General features: G+C 46.9%; 2 protein-coding genes. One reads left to right on the forward strand and one right to left on the reverse strand.

The window, feature by feature from the left end; genetic code table 11:
• Positions 1-159 precede the first annotated feature (159 nt).
• Entirely contained in the window at positions 160-1,620 is a 1,461-nt protein-coding gene (locus F6K53_RS37635; RefSeq protein WP_293084770.1) for a heme peroxidase family protein, read from the forward strand.
• 220 nt (positions 1,621-1,840) lie between these two features.
• On the opposite strand, the gene F6K53_RS37640 is transcribed toward F6K53_RS37635, so the two are convergent.
• A partial coding sequence (locus F6K53_RS37640) for a M28 family peptidase (RefSeq protein WP_293084773.1) occupies positions 1,841-2,301 on the reverse strand: 461 nt, incomplete at its 5' end.

A 2,301-nucleotide genomic window follows, 5' to 3' on the forward strand; every position in this document is an offset into this window, starting at 1 on the left:
CTGACTTCTGACTTCTGACTTCTGACTTCTGACTTGCGCGTAGCACTATACAACATATCCTTGCCAAAAATTTCACCCTCAAGGGTACTGTTATCAATCAGTTGCTTAGCTCATAGTGGATATATAAACCACAAAAACAGGTATAAAAGCAGCTTAATTATGTTAAGACGCCATGGATTTGGTCCTCGCAAGGGTGAACATCAACCCCCCAGTGAATTTGCCCCCACAGGTAAGTTTGGCAGAATGTTTCCTAATCTACCTGCTTTCACCCCTTCAGAAGAGGGTTTGACTCAGCTGGGGAACGCCATGAATGATACTGACCCTAATAATCCCAAGGGCGATAATATCAATGTACCTGCTGGTTACACTTATTTGGGTCAATTCATCGATCATGACATTACCTTCGATACCACTGCTCTCGGAGATATGATGGTTGACCCCTTGGCGGTGAAAAATTTTCGCACGCCAAAGCTGGATCTTGATAGTCTCTATGGTTCTGGTCCTGATGTTCAACCCTATCTCTACCAAATCGATGACTCAGATCTGTTTTTAATTGGCAAAACCAACCAACAACCTGGTGGTGGCGATCCCTCTGTTGCGACAGAACTGCCCAACGATCTGCCTCGTTCTCCTAGTACTCTGGCCATCATTGGTGACCCCCGTAATGATGAAAATTTAATTGTTGCCCAGACCCACCTAGCTTTCCTGAAGTTTCACAACAAGATAGTTGAGGGCATCCGTGATGGCAGCATTAAATCAGACTCTATCATGGGCAAGTCTACCTTTGAGGCAGCCCGAGAATTGGTAGTTTGGCACTATCAGTGGATTGTACTGTTCGATTTCTTGTCTCGCGTCATTGACCAGAAGCAGCTAATAGAAGTACTTGAAGGCGGTCGGCGCTTCTTCAAGTTTGGTCAGGATCCGTTCATGCCTGTGGAATTCTCTGTAGCAGCTTATCGTCTCGGACACAGCATGATTCGTGCGGATTATGACTACAACCGAGTGTTTACTTCTCGTCCTGGTGGGGTAACTCCTGCAACCTTACAACTGCTGTTTTTATTCACTGCTCAATCGGGTCAAATCGTTCCTATTCCCAGTGATTGGATAATTGACTGGCGTCGCTTCTTCCCGATCGATCCTAATGTACCGGTTAACTTGAGCCGCCAACTTGATCCATTTCTAGTTGACCCCCTCAAGAATTTGCCTAATGTTCCACCACCTAATTCCCTAGCGGTGAGAAATCTGTTGCGTGGTCGTAACCTTGGGTTGCCCGCTGGTCAAGATGTGGCTCGCTGCATGGGATTCCGGCCCTTGAGTAAGGAAGATATTTCCACAGGCCAAGATGGCAATGTTGCCGCCCAGTTTGGTTTTGATGTTAAGTCCCCCTTGTGGTACTATATCCTCAAAGAAGCCCAAATCCAAGGTAACGGAATTCGTTTGGGCGATGTAGGAAGCCGTATTTTGGCTGAAGTTTTTGTTGGTCTTATCGAAGGCGATCGCAACTCATTTTTATCCCGTTGCTCCCAGTGGACGCCGATACTTCCTTCTGAAAAACCAGGAACATTTACTATGACAGACTTGTTGAGGTTTGTCGGAGATGCTAACCCCATTGGTGATTAATCCCAAGGATTAGCTGACGGGAAGAAACCAGTTCCTGTAGGGTGGGCAGTGCTTAATAACGCCCCAAGACTGATCTGATCTGTCTGATGCACTGCCTAGTTCCTGTAGGGTGGGCAGTGCTTAATAACGCCCCAAGGCTGATCTGATTTGTCTGATGCACTGCCCACCTTATCTAGAAAATTCCCGATTCCCGATTCCCGATTCCCGATTCCCGATTCCCCTAAACAAGAGTACCAAGACCAGCAATTAAGCCGCGACAAACACCAGTCAGAAAATCTAAGTCCAGGGTATCAATGCGATCGCTTGGTTGATGGTAATGGGGATTGCGCAGAAATGCTGTATCGGTTACCATCAAAGCTCGATAACCTTGGTCCCAAAATGGAGCGTGGTCACTGAATCTGGTCTGAGGAACCATTTCCCCTCGTAATGGTACTGGTAAGCACTGACAAGGGATCCCAGCTTGGCGGATACGGCGAGCTAAATGCCTCAAGTCAAGGATTGTTGACAAGTTTCCCACTAAGGTAATGAAGTCCCCCTGATTGGGGTAAAAATACTTTAGTCCTGGTGGGTAGGTTTGGGAATTGGGAGTGCGATCGCAATACCCTAACATTTCCAAAGACAGCATTAACCGCAAGGGTTGCTGTTGTTCTTTTAAATAGGCAGCATAGGCAGCACTTCCGA

Origin of the sequence: Moorena sp. SIO4A1 (genome assembly GCF_010672065.1) — a bacterium.
GTDB lineage: Bacteria > Cyanobacteriota > Cyanobacteriia > Cyanobacteriales > Coleofasciculaceae > Moorena.